14 protein-coding genes and 1 CRISPR repeat array are annotated in these 18698 nt (G+C 46.8%); of the genes, 10 read left to right on the top strand and 4 right to left on the bottom strand.

The annotated features are described in order from the left end of the window. Nucleotides 1–164 precede the first annotated feature (164 nt). Nucleotides 165–1784 carry a thermosome subunit beta gene (gene thsB / locus EYM_RS04540; RefSeq protein ID WP_075049878.1) on the bottom strand — a complete coding sequence of 540 codons (1620 nt, stop codon included), beginning with the start codon at nt 1782–1784 and terminating at the stop codon, nt 165–167. 121 nt (nt 1785–1905) lie between these two features. On the opposite strand from thsB, the gene ilvC reads away from it, so the two are divergent. Next, complete coding sequence (gene ilvC, locus EYM_RS04535) at nt 1906–2898, top strand: ketol-acid reductoisomerase (protein WP_075049877.1); 993 nt, start codon at nt 1906–1908, stop codon at nt 2896–2898. Between the two features lie 2 nt (nt 2899–2900). Here the strand turns inward: ilvC and EYM_RS04530 are convergent, their stop codons facing one another. Further along, entirely contained in the window at nt 2901–3998 is a 1098-nt protein-coding gene (locus EYM_RS04530) for an MFS transporter (protein WP_075049876.1), read from the bottom strand. Nucleotides 3999–4042: 44 nt separating this feature from the next. Then, nucleotides 4043–4591, bottom strand: a complete 549-nt coding sequence (locus EYM_RS04525) for a PNPOx family protein (RefSeq protein ID WP_157058765.1) — start codon at nt 4589–4591, stop codon at nt 4043–4045. Nucleotides 4592–4609: 18 nt separating this feature from the next. Here EYM_RS04525 and EYM_RS04520 point away from each other — a divergent pair, with 18 nt between their 5' ends. From EYM_RS04520 to EYM_RS04485, 8 genes are all read left to right on the top strand, one after another. Further along, complete coding sequence (locus EYM_RS04520; RefSeq protein WP_075049874.1) at nt 4610–5083, top strand: hydrogenase maturation nickel metallochaperone HypA/HybF; 474 nt, start codon at nt 4610–4612, stop codon at nt 5081–5083. Next, the gene (gene psmB, locus EYM_RS04515) at nt 5080–5676 is read left to right on the top strand and encodes an archaeal proteasome endopeptidase complex subunit beta (protein ID WP_075049873.1); all 597 of its coding nucleotides are present in this window, start codon (nt 5080–5082) and stop codon (nt 5674–5676) included. The genes EYM_RS04520 and psmB overlap by 4 nt, the downstream gene beginning before the upstream one ends. A 156-nt stretch (nt 5677–5832) precedes the next feature. Continuing rightward, nucleotides 5833–6652: direct repeats of the CRISPR family, unit length 26 nt; unit sequence CTTTCTATTCCCTATTGGATCTCTAC. Nucleotides 6653–7296: 644 nt separating this feature from the next. Next, a complete protein-coding gene (prf1, locus tag EYM_RS04510; RefSeq protein WP_075049872.1) occupies nt 7297–8394 on the top strand; it encodes a peptide chain release factor aRF-1 in 1098 nt (365 codons plus the stop codon). 47 nt (nt 8395–8441) lie between these two features. Continuing rightward, nucleotides 8442–9074, top strand: coding sequence for a phosphate signaling complex PhoU family protein (locus EYM_RS04505; protein WP_075049871.1), 633 nt, complete (start codon nt 8442–8444; stop codon nt 9072–9074). A 65-nt stretch (nt 9075–9139) separates the two neighbouring features. Continuing rightward, nucleotides 9140–9949, top strand: coding sequence for an AEC family transporter (locus EYM_RS04500; RefSeq protein ID WP_075049870.1), 810 nt, complete (start codon nt 9140–9142; stop codon nt 9947–9949). A 44-nt stretch (nt 9950–9993) separates the two neighbouring features. Then, nucleotides 9994–11985, top strand: coding sequence for a 3-hydroxyacyl-CoA dehydrogenase/enoyl-CoA hydratase family protein (locus tag EYM_RS04495; protein WP_075049869.1), 1992 nt, complete (start codon nt 9994–9996; stop codon nt 11983–11985). A gap of 311 nt (nt 11986–12296) precedes the next feature. Further along, nucleotides 12297–13475 carry a hypothetical protein gene (locus EYM_RS04490; RefSeq protein WP_075049868.1) on the top strand — a complete coding sequence of 393 codons (1179 nt, stop codon included), beginning with the start codon at nt 12297–12299 and terminating at the stop codon, nt 13473–13475. Then, entirely contained in the window at nt 13423–14820 is a 1398-nt protein-coding gene (locus tag EYM_RS04485) for a bifunctional ADP-dependent NAD(P)H-hydrate dehydratase/NAD(P)H-hydrate epimerase (RefSeq protein WP_075049867.1), read from the top strand. The genes EYM_RS04490 and EYM_RS04485 overlap by 53 nt, the downstream gene beginning before the upstream one ends. A gap of 63 nt (nt 14821–14883) precedes the next feature. Here EYM_RS04485 and EYM_RS04480 read toward each other — a convergent pair whose 3' ends face one another. Then, on the bottom strand, nt 14884–17103 hold the full coding sequence (locus EYM_RS04480; protein ID WP_075049866.1) for an elongation factor EF-2: 2220 nt from the start codon (nt 17101–17103) through the stop codon (nt 14884–14886). Between the two features lie 243 nt (nt 17104–17346). Here EYM_RS04480 and hemA point away from each other — a divergent pair, with 243 nt between their 5' ends. After that, the gene (gene hemA, locus EYM_RS04475; protein ID WP_075049865.1) at nt 17347–18678 is read left to right on the top strand and encodes a glutamyl-tRNA reductase; all 1332 of its coding nucleotides are present in this window, start codon (nt 17347–17349) and stop codon (nt 18676–18678) included. The last annotated feature ends 20 nt before the right edge of the window (nt 18679–18698 follow it).

Here is an 18698-nt window from a genome sequence, read left to right as displayed (position 1 = left end):
CTAAAGCGTTAAACGTTGCACTAAAACTCTAAAAACAGTTCTAGAACGGATGGGGAACTCCATTAAACTGAAACGCGAACTTCGATAAGGATGGAACAGAGGAGAATCAAAAGAACGAAACGTTAGATTTAGTCCGATCTAAAGAAAACGTTTAGGCTTTAAAGTTAGGGCTTCTTCTCCTTTTCTTCTTCCTTCTTTCCAGCTACGACGATGTCGTCGATCCTGAGTATCAGAGTTGCCGCCTCAGTTCCGCTCTTGATGGCGTTAGCTGGAACTGCTACTGCCTCGAAGTTACCTTTCTCGACCATGTCTACGATCTCGCCAGTGTATACGTCGACGCCGCAGTGCTTGCAACCGTTGCTGTGCTTGGCTCTTAGTTGCATTAGCTTCTCTACTGGGTCGAGACCGGCGTTCTCGACGAGCGCCATAACCACTCCTTCGAGAGCTCTGGCGAAGGCCTCAACGGCTAGCTGCTCCTTGCCTCCAACCTTCCTGGCGAACTCTCTCAAGTCTAGCGCCAGTTCCACTTCAGGGGCTCCGCCCGCGCCTACTATCTTTCCTGCCTTCACAGCGTCGGCGACAGCGCTTAGGGCGTCTCTTAGGCTCCTCTCAGCTTCATCGACTATCCTCTCGAAGCCTCCCCTCACGAGTATGGATACTGCTCTTGGGTTCTTGGCGCCTTCGATGAATACCATCTTGTCGTCTCCTACCTTCCTCTCTTCGACTAACTGGGCCTCACCTAGGTCTTCGGGAGTTAGGTCTTCGATGTTGCTGATTATCCTCGCTCCGGTGGCTCTCGCTACCTTCTCTAGGTCGCTCCTCTTTACCCTCCTTACGGCTAGGATGCCGTTCTTCGCGAGGTAGTACTGAGCAACTTCGTCGATACCCTTCTGAGTTATCACTACGTTAGCGCCGACCTCTTTGAGCTTCTCGACCTTCTTCCTCAGTATCTCTTCCTTCTCTTCTAATAGGAGCTTGAGCTGCTCTGGGCTAGTTATCCTTATCTCTGCGTCTAGTTCAGGCTTCTCGATTTCTAACGGCGTGTCGAGTACGGCTATCTTCGCGTTCTCTACTCTCTTGGGCATACCGGGGTGTACTACTTCCTTGTCGAGGATTACGCCCTTCACTAACTTAGTGTCCTTCAGGCTGCCTCCGTGCTTCTTTACTATTTGTACGTAATCTAAGTCAACGTACCACTTGTCGCCTCTCTTCTCCTTGATAGTATCCACTGCCTCTACTGCTATTTCGGCGAAGTATTCGCGGGCCTCTTGTACGCCCTTGCTAGCCAGGCTGGTAAGGGCTATCCTCTTCAACTTCTCCTTATCAGTTGGATCAATAGCCTCTGCGACCTCGTTTATTTTCTCGAGCGCCCTCTCTAGGGCCTTCTTGTAACCTTGAATAATTATGGTCGGATGGACGTCCTTGTTTAGGAGGTCCTCAGCCTGCTTTAGGAGTTCTCCAGCGAAGATGACGGCCCTCTTGGTACCGTCGCCTACCTCCTCGTCTTGACCCTTGGAGATTTGGACTAGTAGCTTAGCTGCGGGGTGCTGTAGGTCCATCTTGTCCAGGATGGTTGCACCGTCATTGGTTATGGTGATGTCGCCCAAGCTGTCTACCAGCATCTTGTCCATGCCCTTAGGTCCAAAGGTGGTCCTCAACACCTCTGCAACGGCTCTAGCAGCCATCATGTTGCTCCTTAGAGCTTCCCTACCGTAAGTTCTGCTGGAACCTTCCTTTAGTATTACTACCGGGACACCCATGCTCTCGATAGGTCTCGCCGCCATCGCGTTCACCCACCATGGATGTGGTATTCACCGGTTCTATATAAGTTTTCTCTAAGGTTCGCTAAAGATCAACTATAAATAAATTTCCTTCTGTCCTAAAACCCAACGCGAGGTGCACGCGATGGCCCAAATATGGAAAGACGAAGACGTTAGCTTAGAGCCTCTAAAGGGAAGGAAAGTCGCTGTGATAGGTTACGGATCTCAAGGTAGGGCTTGGGCACTAAATATGAGAGACAGCGGCGTGGACGTAATAGTAGGTCTGAGACCCAACGGGAAGAGCTGGGATCAAGCGAAGGCAGACGGCTTCGAACCACTTCCCATTCCAGAGGCAGCTAAGAAGGCGGACGTAATAGTAATGCTAATTCCCGACATGGCTCAACCCGAAGTATACGAGAAATACATTGAACCCAACTTGGAAGAGGGGAACGCTTTAGTATTCGCTCACGGTTTCAACATCCACTACGGCCTAATTAAACCTCCTAAGAACGTAGACGTTGTAATGGTGGCTCCCAAGAGCCCAGGTCCCAAAGTGAGGGAAGCTTACTTACAAGGAAGGGGCGTTCCAGCTCTAGTGGCGGTTCACCAAGACGCTACTGGAAAGGCTTGGGATTTGGTACTAGCAATTGCGAAAGCCATAGGCTGCACCAGAGCCGGAGTGATAAAGACCACGTTTAAGGAGGAGACCGAGACCGATCTCATAGGAGAGCAAACCGTACTGGTAGGCGGTTTAATGGAGCTCTTGCTAAAGGGCTTCGAGAACTTGGTAGAACTCGGTTACCAACCGGAAATAGCTTACTTCGAGGCAATAAACGAAGCGAAATTGATAATGGACTTAATATGGCAGTACGGCTTCTACGGAATGCTAAAGAGGGTTAGCGACACCGCCAAGTACGGAGGCTTAACTGTAGGTCCTAGGGTAATAGACGAACACGTCAAGGAGAACATGAAGAAGGCTTCAGAAAGGGTTCTCAATGGCGAATTCGCGAAGGAATGGGTCGAGGAATACAAGAGCGGATCCAAGAAATTAACGGAGCTCATGGAGAAAGTTAAGGAACACCCTGCCGAGAAGGTCGGAAGGGAACTTAGGAAAATGATGGGATTAGAGGAAGAGTGAAACTACTTTTTATCTTCGCTAACTTCTCCCCTACTTTTCAAAGAGAGCGTCCACGAGGCTAGTCCTAGAACGAACGAAAGCGCTGAGAGTATGGGTAGCATCGCTGCTCCTTGGGAAGCTATGAACGCTCCTATGATTCTGCCCGCGTCGGCACTTGAGTTGAAAAGCCCGACCCTCTTCCCCGTTTCTTGAGCTCTGGAAAGGCCTAAGAGGGTTGATCTCCACCACGAGACAGCCGCCTTCGTAACTAGGACGCCTACGGACGAGGTCATGGGGGAAACGTAAATCAAAGTTGAGGCAACGGGGGTCGCAACAGAGGGTAGTAGCAAGGATAAGTGCGTTTCCAAGTAGTCTATTAACTTCCTATTAACTAAATAGCTAACGACCGCTCCTATGAGAGCCGCTACCGCCAGAACGATCCCGATGACGGTCTTTTCGAATTCTAAGCCTAGAACGGCGATCGCGACTTCCGTGTTCACTAATAGAGTCATGAAGCCTACTGCGAGTCCGCCTAACGCTATTGCCTCATTAGGAGGTACGAACCTCTTCTTCCCTTTGCCTTTGCCTTTTTTCGCTTTAACTCCCACTCGCACGTCTAACTTTAACATTACTAGAGCTATTAGAATCAATAAGGCTGACGAAACTACCATGGCGTTCCTATCTATAATGCTACCAATTAGAAACGCCAATATCCACGCTGAATTGGTAGCAATGAAGTATAGCGAGGAGGCTCTACCTCTCTTTTCCTCACCAACGCTGCTCATTACTAGCGTTTGCAGGGAGGGCCACGCTATACCAGAGGCCAAGCCGTGCAGTATTCGTAGCGGTAAATACGTCACCGCTGGGAGGACGGCGTATCCCAATCCGGTTAGTGCAATCACGCTTATCCCAAGAGAAGCGACCTTAGAGCCGTACTTCTCGGTACTTATTCCGCTTAGGTACGAGGACAGTATCCTGCCTATTGCAAACGTGGCGGCGAGCAAAGAAAGGAAGCTGAAACCTTCCGATATCGTCAAGAACGCTGTACCCATTCTCAAGGTCCTTGAAATAGTTGTACCTAAGAACGCAATTACGATGAGTGTCAGAAACTTATTATCCAATATACCGAGACCCCTCTTATCTGAGCGCGACTAATGATTATAGACTACACTCTTTCCATAAGGTACCTTAGAACCTTTCCAACTGCTGCTCTGTCTAACTCGTCACCGAGCCTGTAGCCTTCTAGGAGCAATTCAACGGCTTTGTCCACGTATTCGGGTTTTAGGAACCACCTCGAAGCGTAAACGGCTGCTTCGAGAACGTAGAAGAAGGAACGACTGGGCGGAGGCGCCGGTCTATAGAAGGCTTCTCTAGGTACGCATTCATATATAACTGGATCCGAGCCTCCTAGTTCGCTAACTTCGCACTTGATAGCTAAGTACCAGTGCTTAGGACCGAGCCCTAAAGGCGTTTCAATTAGCTCCAAGTCCTTAGTTAGCGCGGCCTCCACGTAATCGATTGGCTTAAACGACGAAAATACGTTTATTTCGTTTACGTTCCTCAAGCTTTCCTGAAACTTGCCTTTGAACGCCCTGAATTCCAGCGAGGCCCCCTCTCGAGGATATACTCCTAAACAAGAGTAGCCGGTAGGCGTTACGGCGATTACTTCGTTATACGTATTATGAAGAAGCTCAATAACTCTCGCCGCGTCCAATGGTAGGGATAACATGTTATGCACGAAGGTAGTTACGCTCAGATGATCATAAGCTCCGTACTGGATTTCCTAAAGAATAAGAATTTGGAAAACGTAAGGGTAAAGAAAATTAAGATGAGAATAGGCGAACTGAGCCTAATTGACATAGAAGCCTTGAAGAACGCAATGGAAATATATAGCATAGGAACCCCTTTGGAGGGAGCCCAGCTAGAGGTAGAGTTGGTGAAATCCGAGTTCAAGTGTAGGAATTGCGGGGCCCAGTGGAGTTTCAGGGACGTATATCCAGACTTGGAAGTCAACCTACCGATCCTTCACCTATATCCACACTTGATAAGCGAAATTTTGAAGTGCCCTAGATGCGGATCGTCTGACGTCGAAATCGTGAAGGGAGAGGAGTTTCAGATCGTTTCGATTGAGATTGAGAACGCCGGAGAGGAAAAGGCTAACCTAAAAGGATCCACCCCTACGAATTACCGCGGAGATGCGAAGTGAGCGGATACGTAGGCGCTACCGCGGTTGGCATTAAGTTAAGCGACGCCGTCGTGCTGGCGGCAGAAAAGAGGATGAGTTACGGAGGTTTCGTCATGAGTAAATCTATGAAAAAAGTATTCAAGATAGGGAATAGGATGGGCATGGCTTGCGCGGGGCTGTACGCGGACATGCAAACGATAAGCAGAATTGTAGAGTTAGAGGTCAAGAGATACGAATTAAACGTAAGGAAGGAAATGAAGGTTCGATCAGCAGCGAGGTTTCTGGGAGTACTCTTGTATTCTTATAAGATGTTCCCACTACTCACGGAAACCGTCTTTGGAGGAATAGATTCGTCCGGCCCACATATTTTCGTATTAGATCCAGTGGGTTCGGTAGTAGAAGAGAAGTACGCGGCTGCAGGTAGCGGTGCGCCTTTAGCGATAGCCCTCCTAGAGCGCGAATACAGAGAGGACATGAGCGTTCAAGACGCCAAGAACTTAGCTATAGACTCAATACGGGTTGCCTCTTCAAGAGATAGCTTATCGGGAGACGGAGTCGACGTATTGATCATCAAGAAAGGAGAAGAACCCATTATGGAAACTGTAACCTTCTAAGTTCAGATTTTCGATCTGAAGGATCAAAGTTCACAGACTTTTCTCATAATATTAGTAATTACCGAGGAGAACGCGTTTCACTTATCCTTATACTATTTTATTTCTCGCAGATTTCTACCATCAAAGGACGATACGAACTATACTATATCTTTCCACCTTTCTATTCCATCTTGGGACTATACTTCATCCTGTTCGCCATAATGAAAATAATACGCTAAGGAATTTCTATTCCCTATTGGATCTCTACAGGTACTCGAGTACCTCGGGGAGCAGTTCGACGGTGAAGACTTTCTATTCCCTATTGGATCTCTACCTGACGAACAGTATCAAAACCTTTGCACAATTGACTGCAACTTTCTATTCCCTATTGGATCTCTACGGAGTATACAGCATAGTACAAGATCTGCTCGGTAAGCTTTCTATTCCCTATTGGATCTCTACTGCCTACCATTTTCAATCCCCCTAGCTCTCAATATAGTTCTCTTTCTATTCCCTATTGGATCTCTACAATGGGGAGGAGAAAGATTTTTTAATAGACTGGGACATTTGTCTTTCTATTCCCTATTGGATCTCTACGGGTACACGATCTACGCCGAGTACTCCTCCCCCAATGGGGACTTTCTATTCCCTATTGGATCTCTACTTTTAAGCTTAACGCTCTCTTATTTGTGGAAAGTTCACTTTCTATTCCCTATTGGATCTCTACCTCTTATCGATATCGAGTTCACAGTCTTTGAAATCGTTGCTTTCTATTCCCTATTGGATCTCTACAAAAATCTGGAGGCCGGATGATCTCTTTCGGTCTCTTTTCTACTTTCTATTCCCTATTGGATCTCTACTCGAAACGACCACCAAGAGACCAAGCGACCTAGGGAAGAGAATCTTTCTATTCCCTATTGGATCTCTACGCTAATAAGGACAGCCAAAGCTAGGAAACTAATAAAAATACTCTTTCTATTCCCTATTGGATCTCTACCGTTGCCCTCCTATTTAAGCAACTTCTTTCTTACCTTTTAACCCTTTCCCTTCATCTATCTTTCCACAACCATACCTTTCCTCTTCGAATATCAACCCATTTTGTTGTCCAATATATGCATGCATATGCTTGTATAAGGAAGGCTTGAGTAGAAATCCCCATGATCATCGAAGTTCCCATGATCGCTTATTAACCCCTCAATGCAACTTCTCATTGTAAAGATCGATCTTGAAAGGACCGTGTACTGATGACTTGAGCTCTGGATTGGTAAATCTTGTTTGCTTTTGCAAATACGATGTTGAATGATTAAGTTGAAATGGAATTGAGCATTAGGAAGTCCGGTAGAAACTGAAGGTGCTTAAAAGGACCATTGTTTCTGAATTCAAATGGTTAAGGTTGAGGAAGTGAGTAAATTGATTATGAATGAATGGAAAATTTAATTTGGACAAGAGGTGGAGATGGGGATTCACCATGGGATGGTGAATAGCTAAAGTATAATTTAGATCCTTATTGAATAGTACATCGGAAGTGAAATACTAAATATACAATGGATGTTATTGAACATTCTCAATGATGTATAATTTTTAAGTTCTTGCCCCATTTTTGATAAGGCAAACCCGAGAGATAGAGGTGGTGATGAAGAAATGAGTGAAGCGACGTCCGAATGGCAGATCTCGCGAAAGCAGTTGAAGGAATTGTTGAAGGAATTGGAGAAATGGAGCGCGCCGGCAACCACGCTACTCTCGCTATACATACCGCCCGGGAGACCCGTAGGTGACGTAATGGAGCTTCTCAGAAAGGAGATGAGCGTTGCGGACAACGTTAAATTGAAGAAGACTAGAGAAGCCGTTAAGGCAGCGCTCACCGCAGCGATGGATAGGCTAAAAAGGTTCGATAAGGTACCACCTAATGGCCTAGTTATATTCTGCGGCGTTAATCCGGACACCGAGAAACTGGAATGCTACGCCTTCTCGCCTCCAGATAAGGTACCAGTGTTCTTCTACAGAACTGACAAGAGTTTCCATACGGAATTCCTAAAGGATATGGTCGAGGAACCGGAAGTTTACGGTTTAATATTGGTCGAGAGAGGTAAGATGTTAGTTGGTTTGCTAAAGGGTTCTAACATTGAGATTTTAAGGGAGGCGACGGGGTTCATACCTAGTAAGCACCACAGAGGTGGTCAGTCCCAGAGAAGATTCGATAGATTAATAGAGCAAGCCGCGGAAGCCTTCTATAAACACGCGGGCGAGGTGGCAAGCGAAGTTCTTCTACCTTACTTAGAGCAAGGTAGACTTAAAGGAGTCTTGATCGGAGGTCCGGCTTTCTCTAAACAAGATTTCTTAGAGGCGGGCGGCTTAGACTACAGGATAAAGCAGAAAGTGCTAGGCCTTTACGACGTAGCAGACGTTGACGAGCACGGTTTCTACGAACTCGTTCAAAGGGGGTACAACGAAATCCAAGGCCAGAAGTACGCCGAAGCGTTGAACGCTATGGAAGAGTTCAAGAGACACTTAGCGAAGGACACTGGTTACGCCGTTTACGGTAAGGAAGAGGTCATGGAAGCGCTTAGAATGGGCGCGCTCAAGTCTATCTTGATTCCCGAAGATCACCCCGAGCTTGAGAAGATAAAGGAAGAGGCTGAGATGTACGGGACGAAGGTTATCCCAATACCAGAGGGAGTTCCCGAAGCGGAATGGTTTAAGAAGACGTTCGGTATAGCGGGGATAAAGAGGTTCAAGTGAGTCCACTTTAATTTACTTGAGGGAAGAATATCCTCACGGGCTCGAAGTTGAGGTTAATAGAAATCGCTCTTAAAAGGCTCGATGAGTGCGTAAACGAAGCAATGGAATTAACGAAGAAAACTGTGGAACTATCGCTTCAAGCCATAAAGGAGAAAGAGAAGGAAGAGAAGAGGACTAAGGTTAAAGAATACGTGCAAGAGCTTAGGAGACTCAACGACGAAATCGACGAACTAGCCTTAGAAACCATTGCTCGATTCCAACCAATAGCTTCAGACCTGAGGAAGGTTAAGGCTTACATGGAACTCGGATACGATCTGCTGAGACTCGGCAGGTACGCTTACGATGCGTTAGCCGCCTTCAGTCGAGCTGAGAAAATGGGAATAGAATGTGAGACCAAGAGGTTCGATGAATTGAGGCCTCTCGTAGAGTCCATGATAAACGATGCTTTGAGGTCCTTTAAGGAATTGAACACAATATTGGCTTTCAAGGTTATAAGTAAGGACGATGACGTCGACGAGAAGTACCACTCGAACTTAATTGATATAATGAAGAACGAGCAGAGCGTTCCTTGCGCTGTAGTGGAAGCGCTTTCGATAAAGTTCTTAGAGAGATTGGCCGATCACGCCTCCCACATAGCGGCCTTAACAATATTCGTAGTAGAGGGGAAAATGCCAGAGTGACCTTCAGCCCTGCGCGGGCACATCATTTATCAGCCCTTGAAACTCACATCATCGGTCGGAAAGTAGTGGTAGACGTTTGGTCGCTAGCATTAATAGCTCTAGGATTTCCCCTAGGAGCTACTAGATTTAGGAAGTATTCAAAACACTTATCCATCTTTCTAGTTTATATAGATGCACCGATCCTAGGGTTTTGGGCCGGAGTTGAGCTGAAGGCTCAACTTCACTCAGTGCTGGCTCCTAGCCTTGCCCTTTTAGTAGCTTTCATACCAATTGTCCTCTTCAGGGACGACTGCCCAAAGAGGGGGGCTTTCGCAATTACTTCCGCTTTCGGCAACACGATATTTCTCGGAATACCCGCTACTTTAGCGTTAGGAGGTTCCGTTGATAGCGCGTTAGTTTACGCAATGGTAACTACTTTCATTCACTACACGTTAGCAGCTATAATATCTTGTAAAGAAGGCAAGGCTAGGATACAACCGTTTACTGTAACGTTCCTCTTAGGCCTTCTATTATCTACCTCCAATATATCGCTGGAATCAATAGAGTGGACGAAGAGGATTGGAGCAGAGCTCTCTAAACTGGGGCTTTTGCTCCTGGGCTTGAACTTCAATCGCGAAGTAGTGAGATTGAGCAAAGACGTAATGCTAATAGGGCTTCTGAAACACGTGGCTTTACCGCTCCTAACCTTACCGATTTTCTTGATGAGCAAGGACTTGACGCTTCTAATAGAGTCCTCAATGCCTCCCGCCTTTATGAACATAGCTCTAGCGATGGTATATGGTTACGACGTCACGTTAACTACTCAAGCAGTAATTACTTTGACCGTGCTATGGATATTCCCCTTCGCAATACTTTCCGTCCTCTTTCATAAATAGTGATATATACTCCCTATACATCTCTGGAAAACGGGTACGATCCAATGGAAGTCAAGAGGATATTGGTAGTTGGAGCGGGCGTAATGGGTCACGGTATAGCTCAAGTAGCTGCAATGAGCGGCTTTAACGTAAGGTTGATAGATATAAAGGAGGAATTCCTAGAGAGGGCCCTCAGTAGAATAAGGGAGAGCTTGGAAAAGCTCCAAGCTAAGGGCAAATTGAAGGAGAGCCCAGAGGTAGTATTGAGTAGAATCGAAACTATGGTAGCTAACCCGGAAGACGAGGAGAGCTACGCTAAGGCGGCTAAGGACATCGATTTCATGATAGAGGCCGTGCCCGAGATACTCGAATTAAAGCAATCAATCTTTAGAACCATAGATAAATACGCCCCTAAGCACGCAATATTAACATCGAACACTTCTTCTATTCCAATTACGGAGATAGCTAAGGCCACCCAGAGACCGGAGAAGGTAGCTGGAATGCACTTCTTCAACCCTCCAGTAATACTGAAACTCGTAGAAGTGATAAAAGGCGAGAAAACGAGCGACGAGACCGTGAACGTAATAGTGGAGCTAGCCAAGAAAATGGGGAAGGTACCAATAGTAGTTAAGAAGGACGTACCCGGTTTCATAGTTAACAGAGTAATGGCCCGCTTCCTAAACGAAGGCTGTTGGGCCGTCGAGAGGGGCCTCTATACTATGGAGCAAGTAGACGCGGCCTTTAGGTATAAGCTGAACTTCCCTATGGGAGCCTTCGAATTAGCGGATTACGTTGGGTTAGACGTACTCTATCACTTAATGAAAGCAATGAAGGAAAGGGGTATGAACTTAACAATATGCCCTAAGTTCGAGCAGATGGTTAAGGAGAACAAGTTAGGAGTGAAGAGCGGGGAAGGATTCTATAAGTATCCCGCTCCCGGCAAGTACAAGAAGCCTTCAATTCCAGCTTCAGCCGCAGAGGGCGTAGATTACGTCTACCTGATAGATAGCGCGATTAACGAGGGCGTATGGTTAGTTGAGAACGAGGTAGCTGGCGTAGAGGACGTGGATCAGGCCACCGTTCTCGGTCTAAATCTACCTATGGGAATATTGAAGCTAGGCGACTTCCTAGGATTAGATAACGTCCTTCAATCTCTTCAAGAGAAAACGTCTCTTGCAGACGATTACAAACCCAATAACCTCTTAGTTAGAATGGTTAAGGAGAACAAGTTAGGAGTGAAGAGCGGGGAAGGATTCTATAAATATGAACTAAAGGAAGAGGACAGAGGCGAGATAAAGGTAAGAAGGGAAGGGGAAACTTTATGGATAGTCTTTAATAGACCCAAACAGAGAAACGCGTTAACGCCTCAATTACTCTTAAAAGCGAAGGAGGCAATGGAGGAAGCTTGCAACGACGAGAAGGTTAAGGTAGTTATACTTACTGGAGAAGACGTGTTTAGCGCTGGATTCGATTTAACTTACATGAGCAAGGTGGAGCCTAAGAGAGCTCCAATTGAGGTCGCTGGGCCCTTCATCCAATTAGGAGAAAGCGTTGAGAACTGCTCTAAACCGGTAATTGCTTTCATAAGAGGTTACGCGTTAGGCGGAGGTCTCGAGGTAGCGATGATGGCCGACTTGAGGTTGGCAACGGAAGACGCGTTGCTAGGCCAACCGGAGATAAACGTGGGAATAATCCCCGGCGGTGGCGGCACCCAGAGGTTGCCTAGGTACGTAGGACTGGGAAGGGCTATGGAAATGATACTACTAGGAGACATGATAGACGCTAGGACTGCTAAGGAATGGGGTTTAGTTAACTGGGTAGTACCTAAAAGGGTAGCCGATGCGGAAATAAGGCTCGTTGCCAGCAAGCTAGCCTCTAAACCCCCAATAGCGCTAGCCGCTGCTAAGGAAGCAGTTAGAGCGTCGCTGGAAGTTCCCTTGAAAGAAGGTTTGAAGCTGGAAGCGGAGGCGTTCGCTAGGGTCCTCTCGACACAAGACGCTAGGGAGGGAATAACGGCCTTCTTGGAGAAGCGGAAGCCGAACTTCAAGGGCGAGTGATTTCGTTTCTCTCCTTAATCGGTCTTGATTACCGAGTAATAACTGATGCAAGTTAATTATGATGTGTTAGAAATTCTAACTTTTCTTGCACCTTTTTCTCTATTTCTGTGAATTGTTATATGAATGGAGAACTCGGAGTTGAATGCCCTCAGTAGGAAATGACGTTTAACTTTAATATTATATCACAATAGAAATGACCGAGGTATAGGTAGAGAAGAGCGCATTGAAAAGACTATCTTTCCAAACATTTAGCATCCTAACGCTATAATGAAATAGACATTAGGTAATACTGATAGGTTGGTTGATTTGAGTTGTACGTTTATGATCGGGACAGAGAGGTCGTTACTAGTCCTCGTCAAGAAACTAAACCACTTCACTTCATCCCCATCACAATTTCTCATGTAAATATAGCACTCGTAAACTACTTTCATTCCAGTCTAAATAATGACCCCGAAATTAAGTTCGTTCTAGACAATCTAGATACTACCATTCTAGGCGATATAATGGGGAGTAGCGAAATTGAGAGCGATAGCCCGTACCTTGAGGACCTCGGTCCCCGGAGGAAGGGCAATAGACGCGAGATCAAGAAGTTAAAAAAGCTATTCAAAAACGTGAGTAAAATAATAACCGAAGTAATAGAAAAAGTACCTCACCTTGACCTTATCAAAGAAACGATTGAAGGCTCTCCCGAAAACTACTTTACGCAAGCGTTAGTTGAGTTAGACGAGGTCTCTGAGATTCACTTCACCAACACGCTCAATCAGATATATGCAACCGAGATACCTTCCCCTATAGAGGTTTTCCGCCTAGAAGGGATAGCTGAGAACAAGGTCGTTTTCTACTTAACTGAGAACGTTTCCAGGCATTCGATTAAGTCTTCGTCTAACTTAGCGATACGTTTAGCGAAGAAGTACGGCATTAAACCGTTAGCATCAATGAAGGGCACTCGAGTTAGAATAATCAACGTATTTGACAATAGCTCCAATAAATCGCCAAGTCCTAGAAACGCCGCCATACCGGTGCTACCTCTAGTCTTTACCCGCGATAGAGAGACCTTGGAAGTGGTGGTCTTCGTACGGGAAATTAACGAGGAAGCGTTGAAGGTCCTTTTAGGGATGACAGTCGTTATTCCACTATCCATCCTTAAATTGGATCCAAACAACAGTAATCACGTAGCGTTCTTAATCGAGTACTTCAAGAGATTACTCGAACCCAGAACGACTTGCGGGTATCCTAACAAGGAGAATAACAAGGAATTATGTTTGGATAAGTACTGCTATAAGTTAAGCAAGGACGAAGTATACTTGGCGAACCTTTATTCTTTGAGAACCATCTTGAGAGCTCTATCGAACATCGATGTAAAAGAGAAATTAGACTGGTTCTCGTTACTGCTTTTACTCACCCTACCTCAGGGATTCCCTTGGAGGCGCTTCTTCCTTGGGCTCTTGGAGGGGCGAATTCTTAGATGTAAGGGAAATGAGGGCAATTGAGCTGAACGCCGAGGAGCTCGGTTTCACTGAGGAGCTAATGATGGAGAACGCTGGCGCATGGGTAGCTAAAATAGCATCGGAAAAGGGGAACTCTTTCTTAATACTAGCGGGAAAGGGCGGGAAAGGCGGAGACGGGCTAGTTGCCGCGAGACACTTAGCGTTGATGGGAAAGGACGTTAAAGTATTATTTCCCTATAAAGAATGCGAAGTTACGAAAGAAAGTACATTAAAGAACCTAATTCGGGCTAGAATGAGCGACGTTCAGTTCGTTAGAGAACCATTTGAGGCTGAAGTAATAATTGACGCTCTACTCGGCACTGGCGTCAAGGGAGCTCCGAGAGGCATAGCTAGGGAACTAATAGAGTGGGCTAACGGAACTAGCGCGTACAAAATATCGATAGACGTTCCTTCGGGAATGAACCCAGATACGGGGGAGTGCGAGCTGTGTTTCAACGCAGATCTAGTGGTTTCGGTACACAGAGCTAAGAAGGGTTTGAAGGAGATAATGAGTAAGGTCAAGGTAGTGGAAATAGGAATCCCTCGAAGGGCCGAGAGGTATTTGGGAAAAGGCGACTTGGAACTCGCCCCGAGAAGGAAGAGGAAGGGATTGAACGGCAAGGTCGCCGTAATAGGTGGGTCTGAAAAGTACCAAGGCGCTCCATGGCTCTCCGCGTTGGCGGCGTTCAGAGCGGGGGCCGACTTAGTCTTCGTCTATACGCCTAATAGAATGGATTATCCGGAACTTATTTGGAGAAGCTTAAACCCAAGCGATCTATTGGAGGGTTTATACAGAGATGGGGTCAACGTAATAGTAGTAGGCCCGGGATTACACGCTACTTCCAAAGAAGTCGTGAAGGTCGTTCTCAAATACATTGAAGAACGCAAGGAAGCGCGCGTAGTTATAGACGCAGATGGATTGAAGGCATTGGCTGAATTAGACGTTAAGTTCTCGTGGAGAGCCGTGTTGACTCCTCATTTAGGGGAGGCCTCGAGGTTGCTTGGAAGGGAAGTAAGCGATGACTTACAATCGAGAATCGAAGCCGCCGGGGAAATAGGGAATAAGTACGAAGCGTGCGTAATCCTAAAAGGAGAAACAGACGTAGTTTACTGCAATGGGAGAACTGTACTTAACGATAGGGGCAACGCGTATATGACCGTAGGAGGTACCGGGGACGTTTTGAGTGGCGTGGTAGGCGCCTTATTGGGAAGGGACGAGCCGTGGTGGGCCGCAAAGGCAGCGACCTTAGCGGTCACTCTCGCGGGAGAGAAATGTGTAAAGGAGAGGGGACACTCATCGCCTTCTTGTCTGATAGAAGAAGTGCCAAGAGTTCTATCAGGTTATTAAAAACCTCGCTCCATGGGAGTTTCCTCATTCGATCAGCCTATCGGAGGTTTGCTCATCGGAAAATTACGGACCTAGGAAGTCTTCGGGCTTAGGTGGGTTAGGCGGTAGTCCCTTCCTCTGCCTTATCTTTGCTACTAACTCCGGTAGCAATTGGTCGGGTACGGGCGCCCATCCGTAGAACTCAGTTCCCCAGAACGCCCTTCCGGCTGTAACGCTCCTTAGTTCCATAGGTAGGTCGAAGCTCTCCGCGATTGGTACCACTGCTATCACTCTGGCTTGACCTCCCATGTCTATTATGTCCAATATCTTGCCCCTGTGTTTGCTAATGACGCCAGTTACTGAGCCTATCATGTCGCTAGGAACTCTTATGTCGAGTTTCTGCAGGGGTTCCAATAGGGTCGGCCTGTCCAAGAGCATGCTAGCGTAGACGGCGTTCCTAACGGCTGGATATAGCTGGGCCGGACCTCTGTGGGCCGGGTCCTCGTGAATTATCGCGTCCCATAATATTACTTTAACTCCTCTAATGGGCTCCTTCGCTAGAGGGCCTTCTTTCATAGCGATCCTCCAACCGCCCAATATAGTGTCCTTAACTTCTCTCAAGTGTTGCACACCGACAGTCTTGTCAATGAATACGTTGTAGTTCTCATCGATTGCCCAGATCCTCCTGGCGGTCTCGGTGTCCCATCCCGCCTTCTCTCTTAGGATCTTGGCTCTATCCCTAGGATCTTGGTCCTCGGTTATCTCTCCCTTCTGAATTAGTTCGATCACCACTTCCTCGAGCGGCTCAACGGTAATGTAGAGCTTGTTGTGCTTGTTGGGACTCTTACCCTCTACCTTCGGACCAGCGCTCCTGACGGTTTCACGGTATGTGATTATCGGTGGACTGACCTTGACGTCCAATCCATATACTTCCTTCAATTGAGTTAACGCAATTTCGATGTGAAGCATACCCATACCGCTGAGCAAGTACTCACCGGTCTCTTGGTTTATGGTAACCTTCAAGTTGGGGTCCTCGATGCTTAGGGTTCTCAATGCCTCAATTAGCTTAGGTAAGTCCCTGGGGTTCTTCGGCTCTATTGCAACTGTTACTACGGGCTCGCTAACGTAGTGCAACTGTTCGAACGGCGCCGCTTGGTCCTTATAGTTGATATCAACTATAGTTTCGCCTGCCCTAGCGTCATCCAAACCCATCATGGCCACTATGTTACCAGCTGTAACGTAGTCGACAATCTCTCTATCGGGTCCCATGTAGATGGATACTTGGAGTATCTTGCCTTCCTTGCCGGCGTTAACTAACCATACTTCCTTGCCAGCAGTGGCAGTACCGGCCCAGACCCTTCCGGTAGCTACCAGCCTCTTAGTGTGTGGGTCTAACCTCATGTCGTTGATGAACACGACTAAAGGTCCCTCAGGGTCAGCATTTACCATAGCCTTACCCAATTCGCTGTTAATGTCACCCTTCCAGAGTCTGGGCACCCTGTATTGCTGGGCTTCCCTTGGGTTGGGTACCCATCTAACTACCATGTCTAGAAGGGTCTCGTGGAGGGGCGCTTTCCTAAATAGCTCTTCGATTGCCTCCTTGTTGCCGGTCTTGTAAGCGTCAACGAAGAAGCTGAACTTTATACCCTTTTCTTGAGCCATTGGTATTGTAATACCCCACTTGTCCTTAGCGCTACCTAAGGCAACGTGACCCTTAGCCGGATCCAATAACCACTTCTTGGCGAAGTCCTTATCTGGTGCGAAGGTGAGTATCCTCTCATTTACTTCCTTTATTATCTGAACTATTCTTTGTTGAACCTCTTGCGGAGAGAGCTTGAGCTCCTTTATTAGCCTATCGACTTTGTTTATGAACAAGAGAGGCCTAACGTACTCCTCCAACGCTTGCCTGAGCACGGTCTCGGTCTGGGTCATTACTCCCTCTACAGCATCGACTACAAGTATCGCTCCGTCTAACACTCTCAAGCTCCTAGTTACCTTACCGCTGAAGTCGACGTGGCCGGGAGTGTCGATCAAGTTAATTACGTAGGGCTTGCCTTTGTATTCGTGGTAGAGGCTGACGTTCGCTGCCTTTACTGTGATACCTCTCTGTTGCTCTACATCCAAATAGTCCAAAGCCCTAGCTTCGCCAGCCAACTTAGGACTCAAGATTCCGGCGTGCGCCAACAAGGCGTCGCTAGTTGTGGTCTTACCGTGGTCTACGTGAGCAATGATACCTATGTTCCTCACTTGCTCTATATTTCTCATTATTTTTAGGATGTCCTCTACGTGCTTATATTTCGGCATCTTCAGTCTACCGTTCCCGTGAACTTGAAAGGGATTAAAAAGGGGTACCTTATTTTATTCCCATAAAAAGGGCAATTATTAACGCTAGATTCGCTAACGCCGTCAAAACTAAAAGAGCAAATATGGTCGGATTCGATTGAAGCCATTGAATGAAATCCATTCCCCTCGCCCTCAAGTCTTACAACTAATCTATATAAAGTACTTTGCCCTAATGAAGATCGATAATTAAGTGAGGTTTACGCCATGCCGGCCTCCTATAGGTCACCCACGTTCCTTGACGATCTAGTGATGGTGGGCGTTAACCTAAAGAAGAGCGGGAAGGAGCTAGTGGAGAGCTCCGCTTTCCCGCAAATAGATGCTGCTTATTCTTCAATACTACGGGTACCGGCCGTTAGGGGCGTGGTCATACTTCAAACTTGCAATAGGTTCGAAGTTTACGTTACTACAACTAACAAGGGCGCTACCATCGAATCCATAAAAAGCATAATTGAAGCTAGGGTCGGGAGACCGATACCAGAGGAGAAGTTCGACGTTAAAATAGGTATAGACGTAGCGAGGCACCTGTTCAGAGTCGCGTCCGGCTTGGAATCATTGGTTTTAGGCGAAGGCGATATCTTGAGGCAAGTCAGAGAAGCCATGGAGTATTCCGCCAAGAAAGGTTACATAGATAAGGGGTTGAGACAGCTCTTCGAGGAAGCAGTTAAGGTAGGAAAGAGGGTTAGGAGGGAAACGGACTTAGGCAAAGGCAACATAGGGATCCCTTCCGCCTCTGTTGCTCTATTAAAGGAATTAATGGGCGACTTGAGCGGTAAGAAGGTACTAGTAATAGGCGCGGGGATGGCCGGCGAGATAATAGCTAAGAACTTACACAAAAAGGAGAAAGGAGTCGAAATTTGGATAGCTAACAGAACGCTGGAGAAAGCGGAGTTACTAGCTAAAGAGGTTGGCGGGAAAGCCTTCCCGTTATCTAAAGTGCCTGAACTACTTAACGAAGTAGACGCAGTTATCTCGGCAGTTTCAGTAACGGTTATTGATAGCTCAACTGTACGTAACCTAAGGAAACCTCTACTTATAATAGACATAGGCGAGCCTCCGAGCGTTTCCCCGGAAGTAGCCAAACACCCACTCGTAACTTTGAAAGACATGTACGCAGTAGCGGAGGTAGCCAATAGGAACGCTAACGAGAGATTGAAAGAAGTTTCTAAGGCAGAGTCTATAATCGAGGAAGAACTCAACAAGCTAATGGATCTAAGCCAGAAACTCCTAGGTGATAAAATACTGAAGGAGCTAATGGAGAGGGCCGAGCAAATTAGGCTAAACGAAGTGGAGAGGGCGAAGAGCAAGGTGCCCAAGGAGTATTGGCCAATCTTAGAGAAAATGAGTAAGTCAATGGTAAAGAAAATATTGAAGGACACTATATTGAGGGTCAAGGAAGCATCGCTAAAAGGCGATTTGCAGTTGCTCAGGTTAACGGCGGAGTTGTTCGGTTTAAAGGACAGCTTAAGCGAGCTGGAACTCGTCTACGAGTACAATGGCGTAAACGAGAAACTCTTACAAAGGAACGTTAACAAATAAGGTTTGCCTGGAAAGACGGG

This window comes from Ignicoccus islandicus DSM 13165, assembly GCF_001481685.1.
GTDB lineage: Archaea > Thermoproteota > Thermoprotei_A > Sulfolobales > Ignicoccaceae > Ignicoccus > Ignicoccus islandicus.
This window is presented reverse-complemented; position numbering and strand designations above follow the sequence as displayed.